The sequence below is a fragment of the Luteimonas sp. MC1825 genome, from assembly GCF_014764385.1.
Taxonomy (GTDB): Bacteria; Pseudomonadota; Gammaproteobacteria; order Xanthomonadales; family Xanthomonadaceae; genus Luteimonas.
Genome location: NZ_CP061714.1, coordinates 699,660 through 713,187, shown reverse-complemented (window position 1 = coordinate 713,187; position 13,528 = coordinate 699,660). Strand labels below are relative to the sequence as shown.

The following is a 13,528-nucleotide window of genomic DNA, read 5'->3' as shown; positions in this document are numbered from 1 at the left end:
GAGGCACCGCGCGCAGGAGCTGCGTACGGCATGGACAAGCGCTTCTTGATCTGCGGGATCGTGGTCGCCGCGGCCGCACTCATCCTCGGTGTTGCCGTGCACGGGCTGCTGCTGCGCCCCGACTACCAGGCCCTGGCCCCGCTTTACCGCACCCCGGCGCAGGCCGACGCGCACGCCGCCTGGATCCTGCCCGCGTACCTCCTGCTCGGGCTGTCGATGACCTGGCTGTACCGTCGCATGCCGGCCAGCGACGGCGTCGACCTCGGCCGCGGCGCGCGCTTCGGTCTCGCGATCGCGCTGGTGTCGTACGTCCCCTGGCATATCTTCGCCTTCGTCGCGCAGCCGCTGCCGATGTCGCTGATGCTGCGCCAGGTCGCGCTGGACCTCGTCGCCATGCTGCTGCTGGGCATGCTGCTGGCGTGGCTGCAGCCGCACCGCCGGGTGCTCACCGACCCGCCCTGACGGGCACTGACGGCGCGTTCATCTGCGCTGCGTATCGTCGTCGGTCGTCCGCCCATACGCCTCCGCCATGACCCGTTTCCGATTGCTCCCCTGCCTTCTCGTGCTGGCAATGGCCGCCTGCGGCGACGACAGCGAGCGCGCGCAGGCGCGCGTGACCGTGGATGGGGACGACGTCGCGGCGCTGCCGGCGCCCGCGCAGTCCGGCGGCTCGGTGACCGGCATGCCCGACGCGCCCGGCCCCGGCAACGTGCCGCTGGGCGGGATGCGCGCCGGGGCCATGACGGCGGACGGCGTCGCGATGGTCGTGCCCATCACGGGTGCCATGCCCGGTGATGGCGGACTGCCGCCCCTCGAGGACAATCCGGAGACCGGACTGATCGGCGTTGTCGACCTGTCTGCACCGCCGGCACCGGACGCATCCATGGCTTGGGCCGTCAGGCCCGTGCAGCCCGTGCAACCCCTGCAGGTCGCGGCGACGGCAGCGGCACCGGCGAGCGCGGATGCCGTCGCCGTGGTCCGCGACTACTACGCCGCGATCACGCGCGGCGATCACGCGCGTGCATACGCGATGTGGTCGGATGGCGGGCGCAGCAGCGGCCAGACGCCGGAACAGTTCGCGGCCGGATTCGCCGGGACGCGGGCGGTGGTGCAGCCGGGCGAACCCGGCGTGGTCGGCGCGGGCGCGCGCCTGGTCGAGGTTCCGGTATCGGTCACCACCACCCGGCCCGACGGCAGCGAGCTGCGCTACGTCGGTGCCTATGTCCTCAGGCGCGCCACGGCCGACGGCAGCGGCGCATGGCGCATCGCCTCCGCGCAGCTGCGCGAATACCACCCCTGAGCCGGTGACCGCCTCTCAGCGCTTGGGCTGCAGCATGGTCCCGGTGCACTTCGCCGCGCCGCAGCGGCAGCCCCAGAGCTTCTTCAGCTTCGGCGTGTGGCGCTCGTCCAGGACGATGCCGTAGTTGTAGGTCAGCTCTTCGCCGGGCTTGATGTCGCGCAGCGCCTGGATCAGCACCTTGTCCTTGTGGCGGCGGTCCCTGTCGTCCTCTTCGATCACCGCTTCGCAGTTGGGCGCGCAGCTGTGGTTGATCCAGCGCGCCACGTTGCCGTCGACGTTGCCATCGATCACGTACTCGTCGTTGAGGGTGAACAGGAAGGTGTGGCCGTCCTCGTCAAGCTCGCCGTACTCGGTGTCAACCTCGTCGTGGGTGCGCAGCGCGCCCTTGTAGCGCACCACGCGCTCGCCCTTGGCGATCGGGGCGATGGCGAATACGCCCTTGCCATGGATTTCGGAGTCGCGGGCCTCGATCTTGCGGATCCTGGCGCTGGCTTTTTCCTTCTTCGACATCTGTTCTTCGCCGGCAAAAAATCCATTGTGGTGCAAGTTCCGCGGTTCTGCCATGGCAGCTGAACGTGACGGCTTGGACCGCGCGCGAGCAAAGAGTACAATTTCGGTCCTGATTGAGGACCCCCCATGCTCCGCGTCACCCGCCTGACCGATTACGCCACCGTGGTGCTGACCGTGCTCGCCGCACGGCCCGGCCGCGTGCTGAGCGCGGTCGAACTGGCCGAACACGCCGGCCTGGAACCACCCACGGTCAGCAAGGTGCTGAAGCCGCTCGCACAGGCCGGCCTGGTGGATGCCTTCCGCGGCGCGCATGGCGGCTATCGCCTGTCGCGTGATGCCTCGGACATCAGCCTGATCGCGATCGTCGAAGCCATGGAAGGGCCGCTGGCGATGACCGAATGCAGCCTCGACGACACCAGCTGCGGCATCGCCAGCCAGTGCGGCGCGCGCGCCAACTGGCGGCGCATCAACGACGTGGTCGCCGACGCGCTGCGCGGGGTGAGCCTCGCCCAGATGCTCGACACCCCGCCCCTCCCCGACACCCCACCCGGCACATCGAGGCGCATCCCCGCACGCCTCGCCGTGACCTGAGTCCACAGGCAGTCCGATGGCCACCCAGATCGCACCACAGGAAGAGGTTCTCGCCAACCGCGAGATCCACGAACAGCTCGGCCGTCGTTACGACGCCGGCTTCATCACCGACATCGAGTCCGACTCGTTCGCCATCGGGCTGGACGAAAACACCGTGCGCGCGCTTTCGGCGAAGAAGGAAGAGCCGGAGTGGATGATGGAATGGCGCCTGGCGGCCTATCGCCACTGGCTGACCATGCCGGTCCCGCACTGGGCCAAGCTGTCCATCGCGCCGATCGACTTCCAGGCGATCAGCTACTACTCGGCCCCCAAGGGACCGAAGTACGCCTCGCTCGACGACGTGCCCAAGGAACTGCTCGACACCTACGACAAGCTCGGCGTGCCCTTGCACGAGCGCGCACGCCTTGCCGGCGTCGCGGTGGATGCGGTCTTCGACTCGGTCTCGGTGGGCACCACGTTCCGCAAGGAGCTGGCCGAGAAGGGGGTGATCTTCTGCTCGATGTCGGAAGCCATCAAGGACCATCCGGACCTGGTGAAGCAGTACCTCGGCACCGTGGTGCCGACCGGCGACAACTATTTCGCGGCGCTGAACTCCGCGGTGTTCTCCGACGGCTCGTTCGTGTTCATCCCCAAGGGCGTGCGCTGCCCGATGGAGCTCAGCACCTATTTCCGCATCAACGCCGGGCACACCGGCCAGTTCGAGCGGACGCTCATCATCTGCGAGGAACGCGGCCAGGTGTCGTACCTGGAAGGCTGCACCGCACCCATGCGCGACGAGAACCAGCTGCACGCCGCGGTGGTCGAGCTGGTGGCGCTGGACGACGCCGACATCAAGTACTCCACGGTGCAGAACTGGTACCCCGGTGACGAGAACGGCGTCGGCGGCATCTACAACTTCGTGACCAAGCGCGCCGAGTGCCGCGGTGCGCGCAGCAAGGTCACCTGGACCCAGGTCGAGACCGGCTCGGCGATCACCTGGAAGTACCCGAGCTGCGTGCTGCTGGGCGACGACTCGGTCGGCGAGTTCCACTCGGTGGCGCTCACCCACCACCGCCAGCAGGCCGACACCGGCACCAAGATGATCCACGTCGGCAAGCGCACCAAGAGCACCATCGTCAGCAAGGGCATCAGCGCCGGCCACGGCCAGAACACCTACCGCGGCCTGGTGAAGATCGCCGCCGGCGCCGACGGCGCACGCAACCACACCCAGTGCGACAGCCTGCTCATCGGCAAGACCTGCGGCGCGCACACCTTCCCCTACATCGAGGTGAAGAACCCGGGCGCGACCGTCGAGCACGAAGCCACCACCTCCAAGATCAGCGACGACCAGATGTTCTATTGCCGCAGCCGCGGAATCAGCGAGGAGGACGCGGTGAGCCTGATCGTCGACGGCTTCTGCAAGCAGGTGTTCAAGGAACTGCCGATGGAGTTCGCGGTGGAAGCCAAGAAGCTCCTGGAAGTCAGCCTTGAAGGCTCCGTCGGCTGACCGCCGGCCCCCGCGAACATCCCACACCGGACCCCACACATGCTCAAGATCGACAACCTCCACGCCTCCATCCCCGGCGGCCGTGAAATCCTCAAGGGCCTTTCGCTCGAAGTGAAGCCCGGAGAAGTGCACGCGCTGATGGGTCCCAACGGCGCCGGCAAGTCGACGCTCGGCAATATCGTCGCCGGACGCGCAGGCTATGACGTCACCGCCGGCACGGTCGCGTTCGAAGGCGCCGACCTGCTCGCTCTGGACCCGGAGGCGCGCGCCGCTGCCGGCGTGTTCCTCGCGTTCCAGTACCCGGTGGAAATCCCGGGCGTGAACAACACCTACTTCCTGCGCAGCGCGCTCAACGCCCAGCGCCGCGCACGCGGCGAAGCCGAGCTCGATTCGATGCAGTTCCTGAAGATCGTGCGCGAGAAGCTGGGCGTGCTGCACCTCGACGACCAGCTGCTGCACCGCGGCGTCAACGAAGGCTTCAGCGGCGGCGAAAAGAAGCGCAACGAGATCTTCCAGATGGCGGTGCTGCAGCCGAAGCTGGCGATCCTGGACGAGACCGACTCCGGCCTCGACATCGATGCGCTGCGCCAGGTGGCCGACGGCGTCAACGCGCTGCGCTCGCTTGACCGCGCCTTCCTCGTGATCACCCACTACCAGCGCCTGCTCGACTACATCAAGCCTGACGTGGTGCACGTGCTCGCCGACGGCCGCATCGTGCAGAGCGGCGGCCCCGAGCTGGCGCTGCAGCTCGAAGCCCAGGGCTACGAGTGGATCAAGGACCGCGTGGCGCCGGAGGCCGTCGCCTGATGGCCACCCTGCTCGACTCGCTTGCCGCCGGCTTCAGCGGCGCGGCCACGCGTCGCGCGGCGCTCGATGCCGCGCTGCGCGACGGCCTGCCTGGCGCGCGCAGCGAAGCCTGGAAGTACACCTCGCTGCGCGCGCTCGAACGCCGCGGCTTCTCGCCGGTGGCGCTGCTCCACGCCGCGATCGATCCGGCGCTGCTCGCTGACATCCCGGCGCCGCGGCTGGTGTTCGCCAACGGCCGCTACCTCGCAGCGGCCTCTGACCTGACCGGCCTTCCCGACGGCGCGCGGCTGCTGCCGCTGTCCGGCGCGCTGGCCGATCCCGACCCGCGCGAGAGCAACTTCCTCGACAAGTCCTACGCCCGCGCAGACGAGGTGTTCGCGCGCCTCAACGCCGCGCTCGCCGATGACGGCGCGGTGCTGCGCGTGGCCGAGGGCGTCGCGATCCCCGCGCCGGTCCACCTGGTGTTCGTGGGCGCGCCGGCCGAGGGCGACCTGGCCTGGCATTCGCGCCACTTCATCGAGCTGCGCCGCGGCGCCAGCGCCACGGTGATCGAGCACCACATCGCCGGCGGCGAGCACGCCCATCTCGGCAATGCGCTGAGCCATGTCCACATCGCCAGCGGTGCCGTGCTGCGCCACGCGCGTATCCAGGACGAGGCGGCGAAGGCCACGCTGTTCACGCGCACCGACGCGGTGCTGGCCCGCGATGCCACCTATCGCCGCCTCGACCTCGAACTCGGCGCCGGCCTGTCGCGCCATGAGCTCAACGTGCGCCTGGAAGGCGAGAACGCCGAGCTCGTCGCCAACGGCGTGATGCTGGCCTCCGGACGCCGCCACCTCGACACCCGCCTCGGCATCCGGCACATCGCCCGCGATACGCGCAGCCAGCTCGGCTGGCGCGGCATGGCGGCGGGCCGCGGACGCTGCGTGTTCCATGGCGGCATCGAGATCCGAGAAGGCGCCGACGGCAGCGACGCCCGCCTGTCCAACAAGAACCTGCTGCTGTCCGACACCGCCGAGATCGACACCCAGCCGGTGCTGGTGATCCATGCCGACGAAGTCCAGGCCGCGCACGGCGCCACCGTCGGCCAGCTCGATCCCGACGCGATGTTCTACCTGCGCTCGCGCGGCCTGGCCGAACCCGAGGCGCGCGCACTGCTGACCGCCGCGTTCGTGCGCGAGCCGCTGCTGGCCGTGGTGACCACGCCGGCGCTGCGCACACTGGTGGAGGCGGTACTGGACCGGGCGGTGGACAGGCAGGCGCTCGCATGAGCGAGCCCGCGCTGGCGAGTGCGGCGAACCCGGTCGACTGGGCGGCGGTACGCGCCGATTTCCCGCTGCTCGCCCGCGAGGTGCACGGCAAACCGCTGATCTATTTTGATTCCGCGAACACCGGCCAGAAGCCGGCCGCGGTGATCGACGCGGTCGACGCGTTCTATCGCCACCACAACGCCAACGTCAGCCGCGCCGTGCACCAGCTGGGCAGCGAGGCGACCGAGGCGTATGAAGGCGCGCGGCGCAGGATCGCGCGCTTCACCAACGTGCGGGCGGACGACCTGGTGCTGTGCAGCGGCACCACGTTCGCGATCAACATGGTGGCGTACTCGTGGGCGCTGCCGCGGTTGGGCCCTGACGACGTCATCCTGCTCACGCGCATGGAGCACCACGCCAACATCGTGCCCTGGCAGCTGGTGGCGCAGCGCACCGGCGCGCGCATCGAGGTCGTGGAGCTGCTGCCCGACGGCAGCCTCGACCTCGACATGCTGCGCGCCAAGATGACCGGCGCCGTCAAGCTGCTGGCCGTCACCCACGTCAGCAACGTGCTCGGCACGGTCAATCCGGTGGCCGACATCTGCCGCGAAGCGCGGCGCCGCGGCATCACCACCGTGGTCGACGGTTCGCAGGCCTTGCCGCACCGTGCGGTCGACATCGCCGCCATCGGCTGCGATTTCTACGCCTTCACCGGACACAAGATGTGCGGACCGACCGGCACGGGCGCGCTGTGGGCGCGACGCGAGCACCTGGCCGCCATGCCGCCCTTCCTCGGCGGCGGCGAAATGATCACCGAGGTGCGCCTGGACGGCACGCTGTTCGCCGACCCGCCGCGCAGGTTCGAGGCCGGCACGCCCAACATCGCCGGCTTCATCGGCCTGGGCGCGGCGGTCGACTACCTGGACGCGCTCGGCATGGCCAACGTGGAGGCGCGCGAGCAGGACCTGCTGGCGCACTTCAACGAGGCGCTGGGCAAGGTCGACGGCCTGCGCATCCTTGGCACCGCGCCCGGCAAGGCCGCGGTGGTGTCGTTCGTGGTCGACGGCGTGCATGCGCACGACCTGGCCACCCTGCTCGATCTCGAAGGCGTGGCCATCCGCTCCGGCCAGCACTGCGCGCACCCGCTGCTGGAATGGCTGGGCGTCACCGCCACCTGCCGCGCATCGCTGGCGTTCTACAACACGCACGCCGAAATCGAGGGCTTCGTGGCCGCGCTCGGCAAGGTCCGCCGCCTGCTGGCCTGAGCGGGCCGGCGCGCCCATGGCCCGGCCGGCCTGCCAAAATGGCGGCATGGACACCACCGCGCCCGCGCCGAATTACCGACCCGCCAGCAACGACGACATCGACGCGCTCGTTGCCCTGGTGACTTCCGCCTATCGTGGCGACGCCAGCCGCGCCGGCTGGACCACCGAAGCCGACCTGCTCGACGGTGACCGCATCGACGCCGACGTGCTGCGCGGCGACATCGCCCGGCCGCGCAGCCTGGTGGTGCTGGCCGAACAGGCGGGCCGCTTGCTGGCCTGCGCCCACGTCGCCGACGACCACGGGCGCGGCTATTTCGGCATGTTCGCCGTCGCGCCGGGGCACCAGGGCAGCGGCATCGGCCGCGCGCTGCTGGCGGAGTGCGAGCGCATCGCACGCGAGCACTGGGGCCTGGCGACAATGCGGATGACGGTGATCGATGTCCGCGAGGAGCTGATCGCGTGGTACGAGCGCCGCGGCTACCGGCGCACCGGCGAGCACAGCGCGTTCCCGTATGGCGATAGCCGCTTCGGCATCCCCCGGCGCGACGACCTGCGCTTCGAATACCTGGAGAAGGCGCTGTGAGCGAGACCTGGACCTTCGTGTGCGCCACCGGCGAGCTGCTGCCGGGCGAAATGCGCACCGTATTCGACGAGGTGACCGGTACGCCGATCCTGGTCGTGAACCTGGATGGCGACCTGTACGCGCTGGAAGACCAGTGCAGCCACGAGGAGTTCGAGCTCTCCGCGGGCCCGCTGGATGCCGCCGACGCCACCATCGAATGCGTCCTGCACGGCGCGAAGTTCGACGTGCGTGACGGCCGAGCGCTGTGTGCGCCGGCCTATGAGCCGGTGGCCAAGTTCCCGGTGAAGCGCGACGACGCCGGGATCTGGAGCCGCGACGACCGCGACTGACATCACGACGAGCCGCTTCGCCGATCGCGAACGCCTGGCCAGTGTTTACAAATGCCAATCATTCTCATTACCATTCGCATCCGGTCCCGGTCCAAGTCCTGAAGAGCCTCCTGATGCGCTATCCGCTGCTCCCCCTGTCCGTCGCTCTCCTTGCCGCTATTGCCCCGCCAGCGAACGCCTCCGGTGGGGCTGCGGCGCAGTCCACCCCCACCGACCTCGACCGCATCGAGGTTCACGGCCAGCGCCCTGCGCCCTACGCCGTCGACGCGACCACCAGCGCCACCCGCACCAGCACTCCACTGCTCGATACGCCGCAGGCGATCAGCGTCGTCACTCGCGAGCTGATGCTCGACCAGGGGATGAACTCGCTGGCCGACACCGTCCGCTACCTGCCCGGCGTGACCATGGCCCAGGGCGAGGGCAACCGCGACACCACGGTGATGCGCGGCAACAGCTCGACCGGTGACTTCTTCGTCGACGGCCTGCGCGACGACGTGCAGTACATCCGCGACGTCTACAACATCGAGCGCGTCGAAGCGCTCAAGGGGCCGAACGCGATGATGTTCGGCCGTGGCGGTTCCGGCGGTGTCCTGAACCGCGTCACCCGCAAGGCGGACTGGGGCGAGCACCACGAACTCACCGCCCAGGCAGGCTCCTGGAACCGCAGCCGCTTCACCATCGACCAGGGCCAGGCGCTCGGCGACGCCGCGGCCTACCGGGTCACCGCCTTGGCGGAGGACTCCGACAGCTACCGCGACGGCATGACCGTCGCGCGCTATGGCATCAACCCCACCCTGGCGCTGCGCCTGGGCGAAGCCACCACCGCCACCTTCGGCTACGAGCACTTCCGCGACGACCGTGTCGCCGATCGCGGCGTGCCCTCGCGCGACGGCCGGCCGCTGGCGACCGACCCGGAGACCTTCTTTGGCAGCCCCGAGCTGAGCCCGGTGTGGGCGCGGGTCAACGCGTTCGATGCGGTCCTGCAGCACGACTTCGCCGGCGGCGCCTGGCTGCGCAACGCCACCCGCTACGCGGTCTACGACAAGTTCTACCAGAACGTGTTTCCCGGCAGCCTGCGCGGCGACCTTGTTTCGCTGGGTGCCTACAACCACCGCACCGACCGCGAAAACCTGTTCAACCGCACCGACCTCGGCTTTACCGTCCAGGCCGGTGGCACCACCCACGCCCTGCTCGCCGGTGTCGAACTGGGTCGACAGGACACCGACACCTTCCGCCAGACCGGGATCTTCCCGGCCAACAGCAGCTGCCAGCCCGGGACGCCGACGGTGACCAGCTCGTTCTGCGTGCCGCTGGACGACCCGCGCTACCGCGGGCCCATCGGGTTCGCGCAGAGCGCGAGCGATGCCGACAACCACAGCGTGGCCAAGGCCTCCGCGCTCTACCTGCAGGACCAGATCGAGTTCTCGCCGCATTGGCAGGCGGTGCTCGGGCTGCGCCTGGACCGCTTCGAGATGGAGCTGCGCAACCACCGTAACGGCGAGCGGCTCAGCGCCGAGGACAACCTGCTGTCGCCGCGCGCCGGCCTGGTCTACAAGCCAGCCGAAACGGTATCGCTGTACGCGAGCTATTCGGTCACCCACGTGCCGCGCTCCGGCGACCAGCTGTCCTCGCTCAATGCCGACAACCGCGCCCTGGATCCGGAACAGTTCCGCAACAAGGAGGTGGGCGTGAAGTGGGATATCCGCCCCGGGCTGGCGCTGACCGCCGCCGCCTATCGCCTCGACCGCACCAACGTGGCGGTCGCCAACCCGGCCTACGACCCGGTCACCAACCCCGATGCCCCCACCTCGATCCTCGTCGACGGCCAGCGCAGCGAGGGGCTCGAGCTGGGCATCGCCGGCAACGTCACCGAGCGCTGGCAGGTGATGGGTGGCTACGCCTGGCAGGACGGCGAGAACCGCGTGGATCGCCGCGACCTGGCCAACCTGCCCCGGCATACGGTGTCGCTGTGGAACCGGTATGACGTGACGCCCGATTTCGGCATCGGCCTGGGCGTCGTGCACCGCGACGACATGTATGCGGCCGCCGACAACGCGGTGGTCGTGCCCGGCTACACCCGTGTCGATGCCGCGGCGTTCTATCGCGTCAGCGCGCGCCTGCGGCTCCAGCTCAACGTCGAGAACCTGACCGACCGCGAGCACTTCGCTTCGGCCCACAACAACAACAACATCAGCCCGGGTACGCCGCGCGCCTGGTACGTCGGCCTGCGCCTGACGTTCTGACCGCGCGACAGACGCCTGCACCCAGGCACATGAGAGCCAGTCAAGGCACTCCGGCATCCTCCATCCAGAGACTCCATGCAACCGCAGCCCTTCACGCGCGCCCGTCCGCGCCTCGTCCCGCTTGTCCTCGCCCTCTCGGCAATCCTCTCCTCCCCTGCCCTGTACGCCGCAACGGACGCCGTCGGTGACCCGGTGGACCTCGACCGCGTCGTGGTGACCGCGACCGGCTTCGAGCAGAAGCTCACCGAAGCGCCGGCCAGCATCAGCGTCATCACCCGCGAGGAACTTGCCGCGCGCCCCTACACCACCCTGGTCGACGCGCTGCGCGACGTCGAGGGCATCGACGTGGGCATGGAAACCACCGACAAGAACGGCCAGGGCAGCATCAGCATGCGTGGCCTGCCGTCGGAGTACACGCTGGTGCTGATCGACGGCCGCCGGCAGAGCAACGTCGGCCAGCTGTATCCCAACAACTTCGGCGGCGGGCAGTTCAGCTTCATGCCGCCGCTGGACGCGATCGACCGCATCGAAGTGGTGCGCGGGCCGATGTCCACGCTGTACGGCTCCGACGCCATGGGGGGCGTGATCAACATCATCACCCGTCGCATCGGCCGGGAATGGACCGGCTCCTTCACCCAGGGCTTCACCCTGCAGCAGGAGGACGAGTTCGGCGATGCGCGCACCACGGACGTGTACCTCAGCGGCCCGCTGGTGAAGGACGTGCTGGGACTCACCGTGCGCGGCAGCTGGTACGACATCGACGAGTCGATGCCCGAATGGGATCCGCTGCCGCTGCCCGACGGCAGCCTTTGGGAGCGCACCCTGGGCTTTGGTGGCGGCGGCAAGCAGGTCGCCAACACCAGCTGGAACTCCGGCATCCGCCTGTCGCTGACCGCCAATGAAAACCACGACCTGTGGCTCGACTACGACATCGCGCGCCAGAAGCACGACAACACCCGCGGCCAGACCGGCACGCTCGACGGCATCGACAGCCTGTGGCGCAGCGGCAACGCGACGCTCGCCGACGGCAGCAGCCGCCGCGTGGTGCAGCCGCGCGTCGGCTACACGCCGTACCAGCGCTACGAGCGTGACCAGCTCGCGCTGACCCACGTCGGCCGCTGGGCGTTCGGCACCAGCCAGACCAGCCTGACGCGGCATACCACCAGCAACCTCGGCCGTTCACTGCCGCTGACCATCGCCGAGCGCGGCGAGCTGCAGGACCTGTGGAACGATGTCTGCGCGCGACGCGCCCAGGCCGCGTACTGCAACAACGGCACCGGCGCGGCTGGCATCGCCTCGAGCGGCCTGACCGCCGAGGAGCGCGCGCGGCTCGAGGCGTTCCTGCCGCGGCCGCTGCGCGTGATGGAGCTCGACGGCCATGTGCTCGACACCCGCCTCGACATGGGCTTCGGCGACCACCAGGTCACGGTCGGCGGCCAGTACAACGACACCGACATGGAGGACGGCGTGTTCGGCATGGACGGCGCCGGCTTCCGCGACGGCACCACCCAGACCCATCGCCAGTGGGCGCTGTTCGCCGAGGACAACTGGGCTCTGACCGACCGGCTCACCGCCACCCTCGGCGTGCGCTACGACCGCCACAACATGTTCGGCAGCCAGGTCAGCCCGCGCGCCTACCTGGTGTGGGCCGCCAACGCGCGCTGGACGGTCAAGGGCGGCGTGAGCACCGGTTACAAGACGCCGCGCCCGGACCAGCTGTTCCCCGGCATCACCGGCTTCGGCGGCCAGGGCGTGAGCCCGTTCGTGGGCAGCCCGGACCTGCAGCCCGAGACCAGCCGCAACTACGAACTGGCCGTGTACCACGACGCCGGCCGCTACGGCTTCGACGCCACGCTGTTCTTCAACCGCTTCGAGGACAAGATCGCCAGCGGCGACAACATCCCCAACTGCGAAGTGGCCCCTGCGGGAGGCGGCTACTGCGTGGACATCGGCCCCGGCTGGGCGGCGCTCGGCTACAACACCTTCAGCCAGTCGATCAACATCGCGTCCGCCGAGACGCGCGGCGTGGAACTGGCGGGCCGCGTGGACCTGTCCGAGCGCTGGCTGGTGCGCGGCAACTACACCTGGACGAAGAGCGAGCAGACCAGCGGCGACGACCGCGGCAATCCGATCGCGGGCAACCCGGCCGAGCACATGCTCAACGCCAACCTGGGCTGGCGCGCAACCGACGCGCTGACACTCTCGTTGATCGGCGAAGGCCGCTATGACCGCTACCGCGACACCCTGCTGCCCGGCGTCACCAGCGTGTCCGAGCGCACCGTGCGCCATTACGACAACTACACCGTGTTCCACCTCGGCGCCAACTGGAAGGCCACCGATGCGCTCACCTTCAACGCGCGCATCAACAACCTGACCGACAAGGACTTCGTTTCGCAGAGCTGCCTGCTGGCCACCAGCCAGGCCGAATACACCTGCGTCGACGACTATGCGGTCAAGGAAAAGCGCCGCAGCCTGTGGCTGTCGGTGAACTACCGCTTCTGATGCGACCGCCGATGACCGCACCCGCCGAACGCTCCATCGCCCACGCCCAGCGCCGCGGCTTCTGGCTGCGCACGCTGCACCAGTGGCACTGGATCAGTTCGGCGGCGTGCCTGGTCGGCATGCTGCTGTTCGCGGTCACCGGCATCACGCTCAACCACGCCGGCAGCATCGAGGGCAGCCCGACGGTGGACAACCGCCAGGTGGCGCTGCCGTCGACGCTCTTGCCGCTGCTCGCCACGCAGGAAGACGGCAAGGCGGCATTGCCCGCCGGGCTCGCCGCGTGGCTGGGCGATGAACTCGACATGCCGGTCGCCGGCCGCGAAGCAGAATGGTCTGCGGACGAGGTCTACCTGTCGCTGCCGGGTCCGGGCCGCGATGCCTGGCTTGCAATCGACAAGGCCAGCGGCGAGATCGAGTACGAGCGCACCGACCGCGGCTGGATCTCCTACCTCAACGACCTGCACAAGGGCCGCAACGCCGGGCCCGCGTGGGGCTGGTTCATCGACGTGTTCGCGATCGCCTGCATCGTGTTCACCGTCACCGGGCTGTTCCTGCTGCAGATGCACGCGCGCCAGCGGCCCGGAACCTGGCCATGGGTCGGGCTGGGGCTCGTGGTCCCGGTGTTGCTCGCGCTGCTCTTCATCCACTGATCCCGATTGCAC

General features: G+C 69.3%; 13 protein-coding genes. 12 read left to right on the top strand and 1 reads right to left on the bottom strand.

Features of this window, described 5'->3' with window-relative positions; genetic code table 11:
• Positions 1 to 30 precede the first annotated feature (30 nt).
• Together IDM46_RS03345 and IDM46_RS03340 are read left to right on the top strand one after the other, a co-directional pair.
• Entirely contained in the window at positions 31 to 462 is a 432-nt protein-coding gene (locus IDM46_RS03345) for a hypothetical protein (RefSeq protein ID WP_182822529.1), read from the top strand.
• Positions 463 to 529: 67 nt separating this feature from the next.
• Positions 530 to 1,300, top strand: coding sequence for a hypothetical protein (locus tag IDM46_RS03340; protein ID WP_185114806.1), 771 nt, complete (start codon positions 530 to 532; stop codon positions 1,298 to 1,300).
• Positions 1,301 to 1,315: 15 nt separating this feature from the next.
• Here the strand turns inward: IDM46_RS03340 and IDM46_RS03335 are convergent, their stop codons facing one another.
• Entirely contained in the window at positions 1,316 to 1,810 is a 495-nt protein-coding gene (locus IDM46_RS03335) for an SET domain-containing protein-lysine N-methyltransferase (RefSeq protein WP_182822533.1), read from the bottom strand.
• 126 nt (positions 1,811 to 1,936) lie between these two features.
• Between IDM46_RS03335 and IDM46_RS03330 the strand changes: the two genes are divergently transcribed.
• From IDM46_RS03330 to IDM46_RS03285, 10 genes are all read left to right on the top strand, one after another.
• On the top strand, positions 1,937 to 2,401 hold the full coding sequence (locus IDM46_RS03330) for an SUF system Fe-S cluster assembly regulator (protein WP_182822535.1): 465 nt from the start codon (positions 1,937 to 1,939) through the stop codon (positions 2,399 to 2,401).
• 16 nt (positions 2,402 to 2,417) lie between these two features.
• Entirely contained in the window at positions 2,418 to 3,887 is a 1,470-nt protein-coding gene (gene sufB, locus IDM46_RS03325) for a Fe-S cluster assembly protein SufB (protein ID WP_185114805.1), read from the top strand.
• Positions 3,888 to 3,926: 39 nt separating this feature from the next.
• Positions 3,927 to 4,694 carry a Fe-S cluster assembly ATPase SufC gene (gene sufC, locus IDM46_RS03320; protein WP_185114804.1) on the top strand — a complete coding sequence of 256 codons (768 nt, stop codon included), beginning with the start codon at positions 3,927 to 3,929 and terminating at the stop codon, positions 4,692 to 4,694.
• Positions 4,694 to 5,965 (top strand): Fe-S cluster assembly protein SufD, encoded by a 1,272-nt coding sequence (gene sufD / locus IDM46_RS03315; protein WP_185114803.1) that lies wholly within the window; start codon positions 4,694 to 4,696, stop codon positions 5,963 to 5,965. Before sufC ends, sufD begins: the two co-directional genes overlap by 1 nt.
• Complete coding sequence (locus IDM46_RS03310; RefSeq protein WP_185114802.1) at positions 5,962 to 7,209, top strand: cysteine desulfurase; 1,248 nt, start codon at positions 5,962 to 5,964, stop codon at positions 7,207 to 7,209. Before sufD ends, IDM46_RS03310 begins: the two co-directional genes overlap by 4 nt.
• 46 nt (positions 7,210 to 7,255) lie before the next feature.
• Positions 7,256 to 7,792 (top strand): N-acetyltransferase, encoded by a 537-nt coding sequence (locus IDM46_RS03305; RefSeq protein ID WP_182822545.1) that lies wholly within the window; start codon positions 7,256 to 7,258, stop codon positions 7,790 to 7,792.
• Positions 7,789 to 8,121, top strand: coding sequence for a non-heme iron oxygenase ferredoxin subunit (locus IDM46_RS03300; RefSeq protein WP_185114801.1), 333 nt, complete (start codon positions 7,789 to 7,791; stop codon positions 8,119 to 8,121). The genes IDM46_RS03305 and IDM46_RS03300 overlap by 4 nt, the downstream gene beginning before the upstream one ends.
• Positions 8,122 to 8,234: 113 nt before the next feature.
• Positions 8,235 to 10,364: a TonB-dependent siderophore receptor gene (locus tag IDM46_RS03295; protein WP_185114800.1), complete on the top strand. Its 2,130-nt coding sequence runs from the start codon at positions 8,235 to 8,237 to the stop codon at positions 10,362 to 10,364.
• A gap of 75 nt (positions 10,365 to 10,439) precedes the next feature.
• Positions 10,440 to 12,866 (top strand): TonB-dependent receptor, encoded by a 2,427-nt coding sequence (locus tag IDM46_RS03290; protein WP_185114799.1) that lies wholly within the window; start codon positions 10,440 to 10,442, stop codon positions 12,864 to 12,866.
• Positions 12,867 to 12,877: 11 nt separating this feature from the next.
• The gene (locus IDM46_RS03285; protein ID WP_185114798.1) at positions 12,878 to 13,516 is read left to right on the top strand and encodes a PepSY-associated TM helix domain-containing protein; all 639 of its coding nucleotides are present in this window, start codon (positions 12,878 to 12,880) and stop codon (positions 13,514 to 13,516) included.
• Positions 13,517 to 13,528 lie beyond the last annotated feature (12 nt).

Excerpts from the sequence above, each read along its gene's own strand:
- sufD (WP_185114803.1), top strand. The coding sequence starts at position 4,694 with ATGGCCACCCTGCTCGACTCGCTTGCCGCCGGCTTCAGCGGCGCGGCC.
- sufC (WP_185114804.1), top strand. The coding sequence starts at position 3,927 with ATGCTCAAGATCGACAACCTCCACGCCTCCATCCCCGGCGGCCGTGAA.
- IDM46_RS03345 (WP_182822529.1), top strand. The coding sequence starts at position 31 with ATGGACAAGCGCTTCTTGATCTGCGGGATCGTGGTCGCCGCGGCCGCA.
- IDM46_RS03330 (WP_182822535.1), top strand. The coding sequence starts at position 1,937 with ATGCTCCGCGTCACCCGCCTGACCGATTACGCCACCGTGGTGCTGACC.
- IDM46_RS03310 (WP_185114802.1), top strand. The coding sequence starts at position 5,962 with ATGAGCGAGCCCGCGCTGGCGAGTGCGGCGAACCCGGTCGACTGGGCG.
- IDM46_RS03290 (WP_185114799.1), top strand. The coding sequence starts at position 10,440 with ATGCAACCGCAGCCCTTCACGCGCGCCCGTCCGCGCCTCGTCCCGCTT.
- IDM46_RS03285 (WP_185114798.1), top strand. The coding sequence starts at position 12,878 with ATGACCGCACCCGCCGAACGCTCCATCGCCCACGCCCAGCGCCGCGGC.
- IDM46_RS03340 (WP_185114806.1), top strand. The coding sequence starts at position 530 with ATGACCCGTTTCCGATTGCTCCCCTGCCTTCTCGTGCTGGCAATGGCC.
- IDM46_RS03305 (WP_182822545.1), top strand. The coding sequence starts at position 7,256 with ATGGACACCACCGCGCCCGCGCCGAATTACCGACCCGCCAGCAACGAC.
- IDM46_RS03335 (WP_182822533.1), bottom strand. The coding sequence starts at position 1,810 with ATGTCGAAGAAGGAAAAAGCCAGCGCCAGGATCCGCAAGATCGAGGCC.
- sufB (WP_185114805.1), top strand. The coding sequence starts at position 2,418 with ATGGCCACCCAGATCGCACCACAGGAAGAGGTTCTCGCCAACCGCGAG.
- IDM46_RS03295 (WP_185114800.1), top strand. The coding sequence starts at position 8,235 with ATGCGCTATCCGCTGCTCCCCCTGTCCGTCGCTCTCCTTGCCGCTATT.